Source organism: Pseudomonas sivasensis (assembly GCF_013778505.1).
GTDB lineage: Bacteria > Pseudomonadota > Gammaproteobacteria > Pseudomonadales > Pseudomonadaceae > Aquipseudomonas > Aquipseudomonas sivasensis.
In genome coordinates, this window is sequence record NZ_JAAOWU010000003.1 from 563,136 (window position 1) to 579,621 (window position 16,486).

At 57.5% G+C, this 16,486-nt stretch carries 18 protein-coding genes and 1 pseudogene; 14 read left to right on the forward strand and 5 right to left on the reverse strand.

The genetic code is table 11. The features are described from left to right. Positions 1-67: 67 nt before the first annotated feature. The 3 genes from G9Q84_RS08940 to G9Q84_RS08950 all read right to left on the reverse strand — a co-directional run bounded on the left by G9Q84_RS08940 (position 68) and on the right by G9Q84_RS08950 (position 2,364). Positions 68-847 carry a hypothetical protein gene (locus G9Q84_RS08940; protein ID WP_181643194.1) on the reverse strand — a complete coding sequence of 260 codons (780 nt, stop codon included), beginning with the start codon at positions 845-847 and terminating at the stop codon, positions 68-70. A gap of 123 nt (positions 848-970) precedes the next feature. Next, positions 971-1,273 carry a hypothetical protein gene (locus G9Q84_RS08945; protein ID WP_181643195.1) on the reverse strand — a complete coding sequence of 101 codons (303 nt, stop codon included), beginning with the start codon at positions 1,271-1,273 and terminating at the stop codon, positions 971-973. Between the two features lie 617 nt (positions 1,274-1,890). Continuing rightward, positions 1,891-2,364, reverse strand: a complete 474-nt coding sequence (locus G9Q84_RS08950; protein ID WP_181643196.1) for a hypothetical protein — start codon at positions 2,362-2,364, stop codon at positions 1,891-1,893. Positions 2,365-3,401: 1,037 nt separating this feature from the next. On the opposite strand from G9Q84_RS08950, the gene tmk reads away from it, so the two are divergent. From tmk to G9Q84_RS09005, 11 genes and pseudogenes are all read left to right on the forward strand, one after another. Then, entirely contained in the window at positions 3,402-4,016 is a 615-nt protein-coding gene (gene tmk, locus G9Q84_RS08955; protein ID WP_338104087.1) for a dTMP kinase, read from the forward strand. Then, positions 4,009-4,998 carry a DNA polymerase III subunit delta' gene (locus tag G9Q84_RS08960; RefSeq protein WP_032886809.1) on the forward strand — a complete coding sequence of 330 codons (990 nt, stop codon included), beginning with the start codon at positions 4,009-4,011 and terminating at the stop codon, positions 4,996-4,998. The genes tmk and G9Q84_RS08960 overlap by 8 nt, the downstream gene beginning before the upstream one ends. Before the next feature lie 63 nt (positions 4,999-5,061). Continuing rightward, a complete protein-coding gene (locus tag G9Q84_RS08965; protein WP_122756365.1) occupies positions 5,062-5,847 on the forward strand; it encodes a TatD family hydrolase in 786 nt (261 codons plus the stop codon). A 448-nt stretch (positions 5,848-6,295) separates the two neighbouring features. Continuing rightward, positions 6,296-6,964 (forward strand): TetR/AcrR family transcriptional regulator, encoded by a 669-nt coding sequence (locus tag G9Q84_RS08970; protein WP_032886812.1) that lies wholly within the window; start codon positions 6,296-6,298, stop codon positions 6,962-6,964. A 113-nt stretch (positions 6,965-7,077) separates the two neighbouring features. Continuing rightward, positions 7,078-8,046 (forward strand): GTP 3',8-cyclase MoaA, encoded by a 969-nt coding sequence (locus G9Q84_RS08975; protein ID WP_095185661.1) that lies wholly within the window; start codon positions 7,078-7,080, stop codon positions 8,044-8,046. A gap of 113 nt (positions 8,047-8,159) precedes the next feature. After that, entirely contained in the window at positions 8,160-8,765 is a 606-nt protein-coding gene (locus G9Q84_RS08980; RefSeq protein WP_122756366.1) for a DUF4823 domain-containing protein, read from the forward strand. A gap of 27 nt (positions 8,766-8,792) precedes the next feature. Continuing rightward, complete coding sequence (locus G9Q84_RS08985; RefSeq protein WP_122756367.1) at positions 8,793-9,353, forward strand: DUF1285 domain-containing protein; 561 nt, start codon at positions 8,793-8,795, stop codon at positions 9,351-9,353. A 70-nt stretch (positions 9,354-9,423) separates the two neighbouring features. Next, positions 9,424-10,137, forward strand: a complete 714-nt coding sequence (locus G9Q84_RS08990; protein WP_032886816.1) for a GntR family transcriptional regulator — start codon at positions 9,424-9,426, stop codon at positions 10,135-10,137. Next, positions 10,134-11,135, forward strand: coding sequence for an ADP-ribosylglycohydrolase family protein (locus G9Q84_RS08995; RefSeq protein WP_181643198.1), 1,002 nt, complete (start codon positions 10,134-10,136; stop codon positions 11,133-11,135). The genes G9Q84_RS08990 and G9Q84_RS08995 overlap by 4 nt, the downstream gene beginning before the upstream one ends. 79 nt (positions 11,136-11,214) lie before the next feature. After that, positions 11,215-12,681, forward strand: coding sequence for a purine-cytosine permease family protein (locus G9Q84_RS09000; RefSeq protein WP_122756369.1), 1,467 nt, complete (start codon positions 11,215-11,217; stop codon positions 12,679-12,681). Next, positions 12,674-13,590, forward strand: a pseudogene (locus tag G9Q84_RS09005) (PfkB family carbohydrate kinase). Before G9Q84_RS09000 ends, G9Q84_RS09005 begins: the two are co-directional and overlap by 8 nt. A 120-nt stretch (positions 13,591-13,710) precedes the next feature. On the opposite strand, the gene G9Q84_RS09010 reads toward G9Q84_RS09005, so the two are convergent. Continuing rightward, positions 13,711-13,971, reverse strand: a complete 261-nt coding sequence (locus G9Q84_RS09010) for a hypothetical protein (protein ID WP_032886820.1) — start codon at positions 13,969-13,971, stop codon at positions 13,711-13,713. Positions 13,972-14,022: 51 nt separating this feature from the next. Further along, a complete protein-coding gene (locus G9Q84_RS09015) occupies positions 14,023-14,361 on the reverse strand; it encodes a hypothetical protein (RefSeq protein WP_032886822.1) in 339 nt (112 codons plus the stop codon). 277 nt (positions 14,362-14,638) lie between these two features. Between G9Q84_RS09015 and G9Q84_RS09020 the strand changes: the two genes are divergently transcribed. From G9Q84_RS09020 to G9Q84_RS09030, 3 genes are all read left to right on the forward strand, one after another. Continuing rightward, a complete protein-coding gene (locus G9Q84_RS09020) occupies positions 14,639-15,118 on the forward strand; it encodes a GNAT family N-acetyltransferase (RefSeq protein ID WP_122756371.1) in 480 nt (159 codons plus the stop codon). 157 nt (positions 15,119-15,275) lie between these two features. After that, positions 15,276-16,097: an SDR family oxidoreductase gene (locus G9Q84_RS09025; RefSeq protein ID WP_122756372.1), complete on the forward strand. Its 822-nt coding sequence runs from the start codon at positions 15,276-15,278 to the stop codon at positions 16,095-16,097. A 37-nt stretch (positions 16,098-16,134) separates the two neighbouring features. Beyond that, the coding region (locus G9Q84_RS09030; RefSeq protein ID WP_181643199.1) for a substrate-binding domain-containing protein at positions 16,135-16,486 on the forward strand (352 nt) is incomplete at its 3' end.

Sequence of the window (16,486 nt, forward strand, 5' to 3'; positions counted from 1 at the left end):
AAATTGGATGAGCCAAGGATGTTCGTAACATTCGAAATGGCGGACGAATGTGCAGATGGATACCCGCTTATTTTTTCTCTTCGAGGGGCTCTGGAGGGGCAACCATATTAGGGAAGCGCTCAGACATCACAACGTGTACAAAGCGCGGTGCCTCAGAAAAATCCTGATTCGAGAGAAAGGTACTGTCTACTGTCACCACCTTGAAATCCAGAAACTTATCCTCCTTAATCTTAGTGGCCCTTTCCGAGAGATCATATTCCGCACGAATAAGATCTTTCTGACCCGCCCCTATATTCCAAAACTGCTGAAGAGATGTCACATGACTTCGGAACCAAAAACGCACCCAGCGTGATCTGAGAACTTTGCCATCACTATTCTTCGTGGGCTTGAAGTCCCTAGTGGCAAGCATGGCAATAATTACCTCGTGCTCCTGGATATTCTGGTACTTCCAAACCCCATTGTTATCGATCTCCCGAAGAGCCGAAGTAAAATCCTTGATATCCGCCGTGCGGACGTATTTTTTGAACTGGTGCCAGTGGTACGTCCAGTTTTTGAAGAAGCTCGATCGGAGATCCGCTGCTGCTTGAGTATCCGGAAAATTCGCCGTTAGTACGGAGTATCGAATGGCTCCCTCAGCCTTGATAGGGCATTTGGGTGCCTTAGGGTTTCGCACATGAGCAAAATGAGCCTTCACTGCAGGATCAGGATCGTTAACTGCTTTTTCTGACAACGGCTGATTGCATGCCGGACAACGTGCAGGGCCCGTTGACGGTTTCGACCGCTTCAGATGAATGTAGTCATTGATAGTGATGGCTTCAGACAGGGTTGGGTGCATCGCTTTAAACATTAGAAGCTCCAGCAGAATTGATCCAAAATCCTGCCAGCGGTAAATCAGCTTGGCAACTCAAATGGTTGCACGAAGCCCGAATTAGCTCTCGGAGCTATCCGGTTTAGTATGTGGCGGGCGTCTTCACCGGTGAGAGCTTTTTTTGCGACGGAATCTGCCCTCGTCTCGACGCCCTTGCTTGTACCCCAGAAGGTAGTAGTCGTGGCACAGCCACCCAGCGTTGCGAATGGCAAAGTCAGGCATCTCAATGGGCATCGGGCCTAAGTAAGTTTTCTTGCTGTTAGGTTGGCCAGGGTGCTCGACGCGGAAAAGTTTCAGATGCTTTCCATCTGGCTCATATTGACTTTCCTGATCTGCTACCTCAATCCGCCACCCAAAGGTTGCTAAAAGCTCAGTATTTAATGACTCAAGATCTTTAGTTTCCATAAGGTCATCCGATATTTATCCGCATCATGTTTAAATTATGTTGGTGGAGATTGGAGTGGCGCAACAATGCGGTGCAACTGTAAGTGTGCAACTCGTACGGAATGAGGCGGGTGGTGATTCGGTTGATTTAATTTGATTTGAGCGCAAAATGGCTCGTGGTTTCGATAGTTACCGCCAGCCAACTTAAGTTTCTCGTCTCAAAAAGTGCAGGAAATTTTTGCCCGAACTTCTCGCGCTGAAGTCATAAGTCACCGCACTGATCGGTGCAGTTAGCAAGCGGAGCGCGCAGGCCGTCAGGCCGAGGCGCGAGGATGGAAGCCCTCCGGGCCGAGACGCGTTAAGCGGCTCGGTTCACGACAGCCGTCCCAAAGGGCGCGCACAGAGAATTCCACGAACACCCATGTCATCGCGGAAAAGTTGTCATAATTATTTTCATATCCGCTAAAGTTTTCTGAGCGACAAACCGTTTAACTTTGTATTTAACAATGATGGTAAATTCATATGTTAAGTGAAGCCGGCATGACGATGGGTAATATTTTCAACGTTGAGCGATGCCCCCCGCTCGCGCCTTACTTCTCACTCTGACCTTTGAACTTTGCACAGCCACCGTAGAAGATCTATAAACCACTGCATGTTTTGCTTCCGGGGATTGGCTCAAGTGGAAGTTTCGCATTCATGAGGGGCAGCTCGGGTGAGTAGTCCAAGATTCCAATTTCAGCTGACCTTATGATTGGGTTGTTGTATCTTTCCAGTACGCTTGCGTTTTCTGGATCCGTGGACTTTAGGTTGTCTGAGCAAACCACCAGTATCCATTTTTTCTCGGAGATTTTTCTTACGAGGGCTTCCAGTGCAAATACAAAAGCCCTTAGCTTTTCTTTGTTCAGATCTTGATCAATAACAATATCTAATCGCCCATTGTCAATTTGTAAAACCTTAATTGGGGAAAGCATCCTGGCAATCAGCGCTTCCTCGATAATGGTAATTACTTTTGAGTCGAATTCGCCATTCCAGAGAACTGCAAATCGTTGTAGTCCTACCGATTTGCGAAAGCCGAGCGACGGGGTGTGTGACTGCGGAGTCGAAAATATCAAGTATTGTGTTTAATCTTGAGCGAAGGTAATTGAGCCCAGGGACTCCGTATGCAAAAAGGGCGAATAAATCATAGGTATTCCAAATCATTGAAAATGAAATCGCGAGCTTGCTTAGCGGGCTAGTGCATGCTCGCTGTTTGTGGCGCTCTTTCGTTCTATTGCTGAAATATATATGGGGTATTTAGTCAAGTTTTTTGTCTTGTCTCGGGTGCGTTAAGTTGGTTAACGGTATTCTTAAAATATCCTGTGATGAGTGTTTTATAATAGTGCTTTTCGTCAGGGTTAAATGTCAATTCATTGGTAATTAGTGGTTCGTGATATATGGGTGTTTTTTTGTTTTGGGGAGCCTTTCGTTTAAACGGAGGATTGCAGGTGTCGGTTGGAAATAGCTTATTAGGATGTCTGGGGGTATGACTGCTTATGAAGGGTATACATATTATCCTGGGGTGATTTAGCTTCGAAAAGACTGGGTGGGGTATTTGAGGGGGCGCTTCTGTATCGCTTCGTCGATAGACGTGTCAGCCGCCTCATAGATGTGGTCGGCTTAGGCTAAATTGACAGGACAAAGGTGGTTTCACACGAAGCTTCTGCTAGTTATGTTGGGGCGGTTAATCGACCAAGTCGCGTAGCGCCCTCTGGTGCGTTCAAACGTGGTATCTGCTATGGCAGCTGTGACCTGCATAGCCCAGCGCAGGCTTCAGTCCTGGGCTTTGATGCCTCTGTCGCTCTAGGTGCTAGCTTAAATAGTGGTTTGCATCGAGCCAGACAGGTAGAGCTCAAAGATATAGAATCAAGCGCCTGTTCCTCGGGTTTACATTTTGACTCATCGAGGAGTCATCGAAATTCACTTTTTTGGGCAGCACTGAGAAACCAGGTTTACATTTTCACCGTGATGAAGCCCATTTTTTGGTTGGGTTGACCTGTTTTTAAATAAGTGAACGAATTTAGCTGCGTTGCATAAGGTTTTAGCCTTGAATTTATTAGGTTTTTTAAGATTTATGTTGGTGCAAATTCAAGTTTCTCTTGGGTTTACATTGGTGGCGCGAGATATATTTGGCGCCGGCAAAAGCACCAACCGCGATTACTTGGCAGAGCGCTTGCGTGCCGAAGGCATCGAGGTGGTGTTGACCCGTGAGCCCGGCGGTACGCCTTTGGCCGAGCGCATCCGTGAAGTGTTGCTGGCCCCAGGCGAAGAACAGATGAACCCGGACTCCGAGCTGCTACTGGTGTTCGCTGCCCGGGCACAACATCTGGCCGAAGTGATTCGCCCGGCCCTGGCCCGCGGTGCCGTGGTGATTTGCGACCGGTTTACCGATTCCACCTACGCCTACCAGGGCGGCGGCCGCGGCTTGTCATTGGCGCGCATCGCTACCCTGGAAACGTTCGTGCAAGGTGATTTGCGTCCTGACCTGACCCTGTTGTTCGACTTGCCCGTAGAAGTGGGCATGGCTCGCGCCAGTGCTCGTGGTCGTCTCGATCGCTTCGAACTCGAAGGCCAGGCGTTCTTCGATGCTGTGCGCAGCGCGTTTCTCAAACGTGCTCAGGTCGAACCTGCTCGCTATCACCTGCTTGACGCATCCCAGCCGTTGGCCAATGTGCAGCAGGCCATCGACGGCTTGTTGCCAACACTGTTGGAGCGCGCCCGTGGCTGAAGCCTACCCGTGGCAGGACAGTCTCTGGCAACAGTTAGCCGGCCGCGCCCAGCACGCTCATGCCTACTTGTTGCATGGGCCAATCGGTATTGGTAAACGGGCCCTTGCCGAGCGCCTGATGGCCAGCCTGCTGTGCCAGCGTCCGGTTAACTTGGAGGCTTGTGGCGAGTGCAAATCCTGCCTGTTGCTCAAGGCTGGCAGCCATCCGGACAATTACCTGCTGGAGCCCGAGGAAGCCGACAAGGCGATCAAGGTCGACCAAGTGCGTGATCTCGTCAGCTTCGTGGTGCAAACCGCGCAGATGGGCGGGCGCAAGGTGGTGCTGATCGAGCCGGTAGAAGCGATGAACATCAACGCCGCCAACGCCCTGCTCAAAAGCCTGGAAGAACCCTCCGGCGATACTGTGCTGTTGCTCGTGAGCCACCAGTCAAGCCGCCTGTTGCCGACCATCCGCAGCCGCTGCGTGCAGCAGGCCTGTCCGCTGCCAAGCGAGGCGATAAGCCTGCAATGGCTGGCGCAGGCACTGCCAGACTGCTCCGCCGATGAACGTGTCGAACTACTGACCCTGGCCGCCGGTTCGCCCTTGGCGGCCGTGAAGCTGCAAGCCCAAGGCGTGCGTGACCAGCGCGCGCTGGTGGTGGATGGGGTTAAAAAACTGCTCAAGCAGGAACTGTCTGCGACACAACTGGCCGAAAGCGCCTGGAAAGACATTCCCCTGTTGCTGCTGTTCGACTGGTTCTGCGATTGGTCGAGCCTGATCCTGCGGTACCAGTTGACCCAGGATGAAAATGGCTTGGGCCTGCAGGACATGCGCAAGGTGGTGCAGTATCTCGCGCAGAAAAGCGCCCAGGACAAGGTGCTGTCCATCCAGGACTGGATCCTCGCCCAGCGCCAGAAAGTGCTCGGCAAGGCCAACCTCAACCGTGTGCTGTTGCTTGAAGCGCTGCTGGTGCAGTGGGTGGGCTTGCTCGGCCGCCGTTAATTTCCGTGGCCGACGGATGTATCGTCGGCCAGACACTTTCCGTGACTCAAGTTGTAACTTCCTATGCTCGTAGATTCCCACTGCCACCTTGATCGTCTTGACCTCGCCCAGCACGGCGGCTCCCTCGATGCCGCCCTGGAAGCGGCTCGCCAGCGCGGAGTCGGGCATTTCCTGTGCATCGGCGTCAGCGCCGACAACGCCGCCGACGTCAAAGCCTTGGCTGATCGTTATGCCGACGTGGATTGCTCAGTGGGTGTCCACCCGCTGGACCTCAAGCCTGGCGAGGCCCCGGCCCTCGACTGGCTGCTGGGCGAACTCAACCATCCGCGTGTAGTGGCCATCGGCGAGACCGGCCTGGATTACCACTACGAACCCGAAGCTGCCGAGTTGCAGCAGGCATCCTTTCGCCTGCATCTGCAAGCCGCCCAGCAGACGAGCAAACCGGTGATTGTCCATACCCGCGGCGCCCGTGCCGACACGCTCACCTTGCTGCGCGAAGCCGCGTTGCCCCAGGCCGGCGTATTGCACTGCTTCACTGAAGACTGGGACATGGCCAAGGCGGCGTTGGACCTGGGTTTCTATATCTCCCTGTCGGGCATCGTCACTTTTCGCAATGCCGACGCGTTGCGTGACGTGGCCCGCCAAGTCCCGGCCGATCGCCTGTTGGTGGAAACGGACTCGCCGTACCTGGCGCCCATCCCCCATCGCGGCAAGCCGAACCTGCCGGAGTACGTGCGTGATGTGGCGGATTATCTGGCGATGCTGCGGGGTGAGTCCTACGAGCGTTTTGCGCAACAGACTACCGAGAACTTCAAGCGCCTGTTTCCATTGGCTCACGTCGCTTCGTAGATCCAGGGTCAAATCGCGGGCAAAAAAAACCCGGGTTCTGGGGGGGGAATCCGGGTTAAGACCATTAGGAGTAAAGCAAGGGCACACAGTCCGTCGGTACCCAGGTCGGCGCTTCACTTGGGGGAGATGTCACGCCGACAGTTCAAGTATTGATCAGTATCTGATTCAGTCCAGTCGCGACTGATCGTTTTTTAAACAGATTTGGAATACACGCGCTTCGCTTGAGTTCTCATTAGGCCGGTGCACGGGTGCAGTTGTTGCGTATTATTTCTGACTGATAGCCATGAAATCGTTGGCAGTCTGAAAGTAAAGTGCATGGCGGGTTCACATAGACGTTGCCCAACGACCGTTCAGTCGGGATAATCCCTCGCACTGGGTAAATCGTATCGCCATGTAATCTTGGTCATGCGCAACCCTCCCTATTCCGACCTTTGCAGACCTCTTCCTCATGCACAAAGAACCCCGTAAGGTCCGTGAGTTTCGCCGCCGTGAGCAGGAAATTCTCGACACCGCACTCAAATTGTTCCTCGAACAAGGCGAAGACAGCGTCACCGTCGAGATGATCGCGGATGCCGTGGGTATCGGCAAAGGCACGATCTACAAGCACTTCAAGTCCAAGGCGGAGATCTACCTGCGCCTGATGCTCGACTACGAGCGCGACTTGAACGAGCTGCTGCATTCGGCCGATGTCGATAAAGACAAGGAAGCGCTGTCCCGCGCTTACTTCGAGTTCCGTATGCGTGATCCGCAGCGCTATCGCCTGTTCGACCGCCTGGAGGAGAAGGTCGTCAAGGGCCATCAGGTGCCAGAGATGGTCGAAGAGCTGCACAAGATCCGCGCCTCGAACTTCGAACGCCTGACCCTGTTGATCAAGGGCCGTATCAGTGAAGGCAAGCTTGAAGACGTACCTCCTTATTTCCACTATTGCGCGGCTTGGGCCTTGGTGCACGGCGCCGTGGCGCTGTACCACTCGCCATTCTGGAGCAATGTGCTGGAAGATCAGGAAGGTTTCTTCCAGTTCCTGATGGACATTGGCGTACGCATGGGCAACAAGCGCAAGCATAGCGCCGAGCCAGCAGCCGTAGAGTCTGCGCCCGTTGAGACGCCGGCGTCGTAATCTTTACTGCCAGGCGTAGTACCCCAGGAATATACTCAGGCAAGGACCTTGCTAAAAGCTGATTTATCAGTCAGTTTTTAGCGCGCCCGAATCATCCTCTGCCGGAGTGATCCATGATCGTTGATCGTCAAGGCAGGCGTTTTCGCAATTTGCGGATCAGCCTGACTTCAGCCTGCAACTACGCGTGTACCTACTGCGTGCCCAACGGCAAGCGGCTGGTGGCTGCCCAGGACGAACTCTCGGCCGAGGCCATGGCCCGTGGAGTGGCTTACCTGATCGAAGCGGCGGGCATCGACCGACTGCGCATCACGGGTGGCGAGCCGCTGGTCAGCCCCAAGCTGGAAGCCTTCATGAGCGCAGTCGGTGGCATGGGTCTCAGCGATATCAGCTTGACCACCAACGGCCAGTTGCTGGCGCGCAAACTGCCGCTGTTGGTGGATGCCGGCATTCGGCGTATCAACGTCTCTCTCGATACCTTGGACGCGGACGCCTTCCGCAGCATCGCCCGTGGCGGCGACCTTGCCACCGTGCTCGATGGCATGGACCAAGCGCGCGCTGCAGGAATCAAGATTAAGGTCAACATGGTGCCGTTGCGCGGCCAGAACCTCGACCAAGTGATGCCGCTGCTCGACTACTGCCTGGAGCGTGGTTACGAGCTGCGCTTTATCGAGTTGATGCGCATGGGCCACCTGGCCAAGGATTCCAACGCGTTCCTGCAGCAATTCGTCAGCCTGCAGCAACTGCTCAGCCTGATTGGCGAACATCACGAATACCTGCAAGCCAACGCACCGGTGGACGCAACCGCAGTTCGCTACGAGGTGCCGGGCAAAGGCTACTTTGGCGTGATCGCCAACGAGAGCGTTCCATTCTGCCGTACCTGCTCACGGTTGCGCCTGTCGTCCACCGGCTGGCTGCATGGCTGCTTGTCTTCCAGCAACCGCCACTATGTCGGCGACCTGCTCGACAAACCGCGCCACCAGGCACTGCCGGCGCTGCAAGGCTTGCTGATGAAAGCCCTGGGCGACAAACAGGAAGTGGCATTCTCCGGCGGCGCGACGATCATGAAGATCATCGGCGGCTAACGCTATCCCAAGGTTACCCATCACCCAATATGGGAGTTGCCCTCAAGCTGGCGCAGAACCTGCATCTCACGTCCATTCGCCGGTTTTCCGTCACCGGCTTCTGGAGGATTAGGATGCGTAATCTGGTTTTGTTGCTGGCGTCATTGACGCTGAGTGGTTGCATGACCGTCAGCGATATGGCCGAAGGCACCCGCTATCAGATGAGCGACGCCGGGTTGCTTGACCACAGTGATACCCGCCGTACCGCCTCGGTTCGCATACAGCCGGACTCCTTTGTCTTCATCGCGCAGGGTGTCTTCGTGCCGCCGGGCAGCGCCTATCCGCGACCGAACGTGGTGGCCGAAGAAGCCTTCAACGGATTCGTCGAATACTTCCCCATGGTGCGCCGCGCCCGTCAGCCCGAAGGTTTGGAACAGGCGATGGCCGAAGCTCGTGCGGCAGGCGCCCATTACCTGCTGTACTGCCGATTCGCCAAGGCAGATGACCGCATCGGCAACGCCGACGAATGGGCCGATCAAGAGGCTCTGGACCGGGTAGGGCTAGACAGTGGCGTAATCCAGATCATGTTGATCGAGACCAGTACCCAGTATTTGATTGATACTGCACGCATTCGCAGTCGTGGCGGTTTACTGACGTTCCACGACAATCGGCCACAAGACTTGATTGCCCGCCCGCTGGCGCAGTACGCCCGAGGCCTGCTGGGTATGAGCGATCAGTAAGGCCAGATCAAAAAAAGGGAGAACCCCATGACCGATTCCGCCAAGGCCAACGACCTTTTGGCCCAACTGCCCAAAGGCAAGGGACCGGCGCCGGTGCACCTGTGGAACCCGGACTTCTGCGGCAACATCGATATGCGCATCGCCCGCGATGGCACTTGGTTCTACCAAGGCACGCCTATTGGGCGAAAGCCGATGGTCAAGTTGTTCTCCAATATCATTCGCCGCGATGGCGATGATTATTTCCTGATTACTCCCGTGGAAAAAGTCGGCATCACCGTCGACGATGCGCCCTTTGTCGCGTTAACCCTGGAGGTTGAAGGGCAGGGTGAAAGCCAGTTGTTGCGCTTCACCACCAACGTCGATGAACAGATCGAAGCTGATATCGAACATGCGCTGCGGGTGGTCATCGACCCCGTCACCCAGGAACCTGCGCCCTATCTACGGGTGCGTACCAACCTCGAAGCGCTGGTGCACCGCAACGTGTTCTATCAATTGGTCGAGCTTGCTGTAAGCCGTCCGATCAACGGTCAGAACTGGCTGGGCGTGTGGAGCGGTGGCGAGTTTTTCCCGATCGGCGTGGAACCTTGAGGCCGGTTTTTTCACCTTCTTGAAATAATAAGCTTGCTGCTAACGGGCGCTTTCGGTTATCAATTTGTACATGATTAGACATGTTCGATTTGATAAGAAAAAACGCGTCGTCGACGAGCTCATCCGCCGTATCGAGGGTGGGGTGATGGCCGACGGTTTCCTGCTGCCGGGCGAGCACCAACTAGCGGAAGAATTTGCGGTCAGCCGCGGCACCCTGCGCGAAGCCCTGGCCGAGCTCAAGCGGCGCAATTACATTGCGACCCAGAGCGGCGTCGGCTCCATCGTCACATTTGACGGCATGGTGCTCGATCAAAACAGCGGGTGGGCCCAGGCCTTGGCGGACAATGGCGCCTTGGTGACCACCGATGTCCTGCGCCTGGAAGCGGTGACGCGCCCCGACCTGTTCAGCCGGTTCGGCACCGATCAATTTATCGCCCTCGACCGCCGCCGGCGCACCACCGATGGTACCGCCGTGTCCCTTGAACGTTCGTTGATGCCCGCGTCCGGTGGCCTGGAAAGCCTGCCCCGCGTCGGCCTGATCGACAATTCCCTGACCATCACCCTGGCGGCCTACGGCTATGTCGGCGCCGAAGGTGACCAGTGGATCGGCGCCGAACCCCTCAGCGATGAAGACGCCCAACTGCTCGGTCGCCCGGCGGGGACCGTATTCCTCAAGGCATCGCGCACCACCTATGACCGGCGCGAGCGTTTCATGGAGCACGTCGAAAGCTTGCTTGACCCTCTGCACTTTCGCCTGCACCTGCAATTTGGATCGTCGAAATGACCTCGAATAACCGCGCCGTTGGCGCTTTCTACGGTCTCGCGCTGGGTGATGCCCTGGGCATGCCTACTCAGTCCCTCAGCCGCGAGCAGGTGCGACAGCGCTTCGGTGCTATCACCACCTTGGAAGATGCCGGTGCCGACCAACCTATCGCGCCGAACATGCCCGCCGGTTCCATTACCGATGACACCGAACAGGCAATTCTGGTCGGCGAGTTGCTGGTTGAAGGCCAAAGCAAGATTGAGCCCACCGTCCTCGCCCAGCGCCTGATCGACTGGGAAGCGGTAATGCGTGCCAAGGGTTCCCAGGACCTGCTCGGCCCGTCGACCAAGCGTGCCATCGACATGATCCTTGCCGGTCATACCCCGGAAGAGTCGGGCCGCTACGGCACCACCAACGGTGCTGCCATGCGCATCACGCCGGTGGGAATCGCCGCCGATGTCAGCGACCCGGCAGCGTTTATCCAGGCGGTCATCCAGGCGTGCCAGGTCACCCACAACACCACCTTGGGCATCTCCAGTGCAGCGGCGGTGGCGGCGGTGGTGTCAGCCGGTATCAACGGTGCGGATCTCGGCGAAGCGTTGAATATTGGCGCCCAGATCGCCCGACAGGCGGAAGGCCACGGTCATTGGATTGCTGGCGGGCGTATCTCCACCCGTATCAGTTGGGCGCGGACCCTGAGTGTCGGCAGCGGCGACAAAGCGTTGTTTGCTGAACTGCTCTACGAATTGATCGGCACCTCAGTCGCCTCCCAGGAGTCGGTGGTGGTGTCGTTTGCCCTCGCCCAGCAAGTGGCAGTGGGGGATATGAACGCCTTCGAGGCTTTGTGCCTGGCCGCCAGCCTTGGCGGTGACACCGACACCATCGCGGCGATTCTGGGTGCAATGCTCGGCGCCTGTTTAGGCATGCAGTGCTGGCCTGCGGCAATGATCGAACAGATCAAGGCCGTGAATGGGTTGGACTTGCAGCCGTTGGTTGAAAATCTGTTGAAAATGCGCTGAGTCAGGACAGTTGGGAAGACCGATTCACCTTGCACACCTGCCACAACCACAACAATACCGGCACCAGGAGCACCCCCTCATGAGCAGCACCTCTTCCGGCCAAAGCGCCGGACAATTGGAAACACGCGGCATTGAACCGGTCCCCGAAAGCGAGTGCAATGGCCATCCGCTGCAACTGTTCTGGGTGTGGTTCGCCGCCAACATCAGCATCCTCGGCTTGCCGCTCGGCGCGACGTTGGTGGCGTTCCGTGGCCTGGCAATCTGGCAGGCGATCATCGTGGCGATCCTCGGCGCAGCAGGCTCCTTCGCGGTGGTGGGCATCATCTCCATCGCTGGCCGTCGTGGTAGGGCTCCCAGCCTGACCCTGTCCCGCGCTATCTTCGGCGTGCGCGGCAATATCGGCCCAACGCTGGTGTCGCTGATGTCGCGCCTGGGCTGGGAAACCGTCAATACCACCACCGCCGCCTTTGTGCTGCTGTCGTTGTGTTCGATCCTGTTCGGGTCGCCGGTCGAGGCCAAAAGCGCGCCGGTGCTGACCCTGATCTTTATTGCCATCTTCGTGTTGCTGACCCTGTCCGTTTCCGGCCTGGGCCATGCCACCCTGCTGGTCATCCAGAAGTGGGCCACGTACGTGTTTGGTGCGTTGAATATCCTGGTCGGCGGCTTCCTCTGCGCCACCATCGACTGGAGCGCCGTGTTCAACGCCACACCCGCACCGCTGAGCGCAATGATCATCGGCATAGGCACCATGGCCGCCGGCACCGGTATCGGTTGGGCCAACGCCGGTGCCGACATGTCGCGCTACCAGCACCGCAGCGTCAAGGCCGTGCGTCTGGTGGCATCCGCCGCGTTTGGTGCGGGCATTCCGCTGGTACTGCTCATCACCCTCGGCGGCTTGCTGTCGGTGGGCAACAACGACCTGGCCTCGGCCACCGACCCGATCATCGCGATCCGCGACATGCTGCCTACCTGGATGGCCGTGCCGTACCTGATCACCGCGTTCGGCGGTTTGCTGCTGTCCAATAACCTGTCGGTATACTCGGCCGGTCTCACCACCTTGACCCTCGGCTTGAAGGTCAAGCGCGTGCACGCAGTGATCGTCGACATCGTCGCGATCTTCGCCGGTTCGATTTACTTCATGTTGATTGCCGACAGTTTCTACGGTCCGTTCATCACCTTCATCTCGTTGCTGGCGGTGCCGATTACCGCGTGGGTCGGGATCTTTGTGGTCGACCTGATCCACCGTCACTACTACAGCCCCAAGGATCTGCTGGACGTCAGCCCCAGCAGCGCCTACTGGTATCGCGGCGGTGTGGAGTGGCGTGCGTTCGGCGCGTGGGCCGTGGCGATTGTGCTGGGCTTCAGCTTCACCACCATCGGTACCACCGCCGAAAATATCTGGTTCGCCGGGCCGCTGTCCGACTCCTGGCTGGGCCACAACGGCCTGGGCTGGATCGTCACCTTTCTGGTGGCCGGCGGGATTTATGCCGTACTGGGCGGCGCGGCTGATCGTCGCCCAGCGTTAGTAGAGAGCCCCAATGTCTAGATTGCTGCACACCGGCCAGGTCATTGTTGACCTGGTCATGGCCCTCGATACCCTGCCCGCCACCGGCGGCGACGTGCTCGCCAAGTCCGCCGGTTTCGAAGCCGGCGGCGGCTTCAATGTGATGGCGGCGGCACGACGCAATGGGTTGCCGGTGGTTTACCTGGGGCGCCACGGCAACGGCCGTTTTGGCGACCTGGCCCGCACGGCGATGCAGGCCGAGGGCGTGGAAGTGGCCCAGGCGGCAAGTGAGGGCAAGGACACCGGGTTGTGTGTCTCGCTGACCGAGGCCACTACCGAGCGTACCTTCATCTCCCATATCGGCGCTGAAGGTGACTTGACTGCCGATGACCTGGCGCGCGTCGTTCCCCAGGCTGATGATTATGTATACGTCAGCGGCTACAGCCTGCTGCTGGAAGGCAAAGCGCAGGCGTTGCTCGATTGGTTACTGGCGTTACCCCGCGCGATCACCGTGGTGTTCGACCCGGGCCCGCTGGTCAAGGCGCCCGATTCTGCACTGATGATTGCCTTGCTGCCACGTATCGACATCTGGACCAGCAATGGCCCGGAAGCCTTGGCGTTTACCGGTGCGAAAACACTGGCGGACGCACTGCTGGACCTCAATCGGCATCTGCCTGATGGCGCGCTGCTGGTGGTGCGTGATGGGCCGAATGGCTGTTGGGTCAGTCGTCACGGACATGCCGACCATGTGCCAGGCTTTAAGGTGAGGCGGTGGATAGCAATGGCGCGGGTGATGCGCATGCGGGGGTGTTTATTGCAGGTTTGGCCGCGGGTTTGACACCGTGTGAGGCAGCGCGTCGGGCGAATGCGGCGGCGGCGCTGGCGGTGACCCGTTGGGGCCCGGCCACCTCGCCCGGCACCGACGAAGTTGATGCTTTGCTCACTCACTGAGCGCGGAGCAGGCATGTGGAAGGGGGCGTGCTCCCGATTGCAGTGCATCAGCCCATGAACAGGTGGCTGACATACTGCTATCGGGAGCACGCCCCCTCGCACATTTGGTTGGTGTGGAGGCTACTGACCTGCGTCCAGTTTGCGCGCCTCATCCACTCCAGATGCCGTCAGCTTGATCGGCAAGTTCAGCGAATATTCACCGGCGTCGTCGGTGGTCACATGCCCATCCTTGATAAACCCGCGGTCCTGTAGGAACGCCAACACACTGGCGACCTCCTTTTCGCCGCGGTAGTTATCCAGCACCTCCTTGCCCAAACCTTGTGGGTGGGCGTGCAGCAGGCGGGTGAGGACTTCTTTTTCAAGGTTTCTATCGACGTTCATGCGTACCTCTTCACTGGGAAATGATCGGGTGTTCATCTTGCGGTCGAGTGCTTAAGGCGCAGGTTGTTTCGGCGCGCCGGGCAGGTTCGAGTCGTCGCCTTTGTTGATCTTCGGCTCATTGATCGACGGGCCCATTTTACCGTTGCCGACTGCGGCAGGTGCCTGGCGCTCGGTGTCGTGGCCCTTGGTATGCGGGTCGGCGCCGTTGGCGTTATCAATGACTGCGCCACCATTGGTATCCAGGCCAGTGCCCATGGATTTTTGCGATTCGGTGGTGGCGTCAGGCGTAGGATCGGTCGGGCCGGTGGTCGAGCTGGCAGCGACGGCGCTCAGCGATGCGGCGGACAGCAGGCCGGTGAGGGCGAAGGCAGCAAACTTGGAAGGCTTCATGAGGATATCTCCATAGAATTAATGTCCTTACCCTCTATTGGTCAGTTGCCGTTTGTTGATGGTGCCTTGATGGCGACGAACGGTATCAGCGCGCCTGTAAGATTTTGTGTGGCGCGGCCCCTCACCACTCCCGCCGCGCCACCCCCGGCTTTGTCGTGTGCGTGCGGGTGCTTGCAGCAGCGCAGGCCGGCGTAACTGCACGGCCCATGAAAATGCGCTGCAATCAGTCATCAAAGCGCCTTAGTATGTCGGCTTTGAAATTGCCCAAGGCTTGCCCATGACCATCGAGATTCGCCCCGCCGTGCCCAGCGATGCTGCGCAGATCCTGACGTTCATCACCGAACTCGCCGAGTACGAGAAAGCCCGGCATGAAGTGATCGCCAGCGTGGTTGATATCCAGCGCAGCCTTTTCAGCGAGGGCGCCACCGCCCATGGCCTGATCTGCTTGCGCGATGGCTTGCCGATTGGTTTTGCGGTGTTCTTTTTCAGCTATTCCACTTGGCTGGGCAGCAACTGCTTGTACCTGGAGGACCTCTATGTCAACCCCGAGCAGCGCGGTGGCGGGGCGGGTAAGAAGTTGCTGCGCCACCTGGCCAAGATCGCGTTTGATAACGGCTGCGCGCGCTTCGAGTGGAGCGTGCTGGACTGGAACGAGCCGGCGATTGCCTTCTATAAATCCATCGGCGCCCAGCCTCAGGAAGAGTGGGTGCGCTATCGCATGGAAGGTGATGCATTACGAGATTTTGCCCTGGGCTGATTGTCATCCCGCCTACAAAACCGGCCAATCCAGGGCCGGTTTTTTTATGTAAAAGCTCACAATATGGGATGCAAATTTATATATTGAGATGTTTCTGGGTCTGGGTTTATAGTCGGCGGCATCAGCACTCACTACCAAAAATAAAACAGGTGAAGCGATGCAGGCACAACCGTTGTCACTCCCCGCTGTGCCCGAGCCCACTTACGGCGATCGGCTCAAAGGCAAGGTGGTGATCATCACCGGCGCCGCCCAAGGCATTGGCGAAGCGATCGTCGCGTGTTTCCAGGCCCAGCAGGCGCGCCTGGTTATCGCCGATATTCAGGGTGAAAAAGTCGAGAAGGTGGCCGCCCATTGGCGCGAACGCGGTGCGCAGATTTACGCGCAAGCCGTCGACATCACTTCAAAAGAGCAATGGCAGGCGCTGGTCAATGTGGCCATCGAGCGCTTTGGTCGCGTGGATGTGCTGGTCAACTGTGCTGGCGTCAACGTGTTCTGCGACCCACTGGAAATGACCGACGAAGATTGGCGCCGCTGCTTCGCCATTGACCTCGACGGCGCCTGGTTTGGCTGCCGCACGGTGCTACCGCACATGATTGAGCAGGGCGTCGGCAACATCATCAATATCGCCTCTACCCATTCCAGCCACATCATTCCTGGTTGCTTCCCGTACCCCGTCGCCAAGCATGGCTTGCTCGGCCTCACCCGCGCCCTCGGTATCGAATACGCGCCCAAGGGCATTCGCGTTAACGCTATCGCGCCGGGCTATATCGAAACCCAACTCAACGTCGACTACTGGAACGGTTTTTCCGACCCCCACGCCGAGCGCCAGCGCGCCTTCGACCTGCACCCGCCCAAACGCATCGGCCAGCCGGTGGAGGTGGCGATGACTGCGCTGTTTTTGGCCACCGACGAGGCGCCCTTTATCAATGCTACCTGCCTGATGATCGATGGCGGGCGGTCTGTGATGTATCACGACTAGAACTTTTACCGCTCAATAACAATAAAAGGTGTCGTTCATGAAAAAAGCCCTACGCGTCCTTGCCGCCGCCGTTGCTTTAAGCAGCCTCAGCAGCCTCGCATCCGCCGAAGAAGTGAAGATCGGCTTCCTGGTTAAACAAGCCGAAGAACCCTGGTTCCAGACTGAATGGGCCTTCGCCGAAAAAGCCGGCAAGGAACACGGTTTCACCGTGATCAAAATCGCCGTGCCCGATGGTGAGAAAACCCTTTCCGCCATCGACAGTCTGGCCGCCAACGGTGCCAAGGGCTTTGTGATCTGCCCGCCGGACGTGTCCCTCGGCCCAGCCATCGTGGCCAAGGCCAAGCTCAATGGCTTGAAAGTCATGGCCGTGGATGACCGCTTCGTCGATG